Genomic DNA, 674 nt, shown 5'->3' with positions numbered 1-674 from the left:
CGTACCAGCCGCCAAGCCGAGCTTCCCGGATCAATGCAACCTCGGCCAGCAGAGGCTCCGCGGCGTCTTCACTGAGAGTATCCGCCCGCCGCACATAACTGCGCAAGAAAACCTCAATATCGCGCTTAAGTGTTCCGCGCGTTGCCCGCCATCCGCTGCTCTCTACCAAGGTCATGAGCTGGTCGAGCAACATGGCCGGATCAAACTCGATCGCGTTGAGCAAATTGAACGCGTAGTACGCAGTTGTTGTCATCGCAGGCGTGCTGGCGATATGCCAATGAGCGAACCAAATCGTCGATGATTGCTCGAGGTAAGGATCGAGACCATCGTCGGAGAGAATGGCGCGACCAAGCCCGGTTGGTGCAATCATGCGATCAACTTCGGCGAAGAAGCCCGACGCGAGCGCCCAATAGCGCATCGACACGGCCATATTGCGCCCGACGCCGAAACGGGCTATTGCATCTTGTTCCTGAAATGTTCTGGAATCGGCTCCGCCGCCGATTGCATCAAAGGCTTTCTTCAACCATAGCAGTCGGAGCGGGAACGTCTCGTGTCCCGCAAACTGCCCTCTCGAATCGATCTTTATCGCAGCGCGTCCCATGAAAGGGACCTTACTGGTGAAGCTCTCCAGTTTCAAGGCGAGATAGCGCGGCAGCATCAACGATGTGGTTAGC

The 674-nt window shown here is 57.0% G+C and carries 1 protein-coding gene; it reads right to left on the bottom strand.

Annotated elements, in window-relative coordinates; genetic code table 11:
- Positions 1-658, bottom strand: a 658-nt coding sequence (locus tag EOA29_RS39010) for a DUF4007 family protein (protein ID WP_245468820.1), incomplete at its 3' end; no start/stop codon positions are given.
- Between the last annotated feature and the right edge of the window lie 16 nt (positions 659-674).

The sequence above is a fragment of the Mesorhizobium sp. M1E.F.Ca.ET.063.01.1.1 genome (assembly GCF_003998155.1).
Classification (GTDB): domain Bacteria; phylum Pseudomonadota; class Alphaproteobacteria; order Rhizobiales; family Rhizobiaceae; genus Mesorhizobium.
This window is presented reverse-complemented; position numbering and strand designations above follow the sequence as displayed.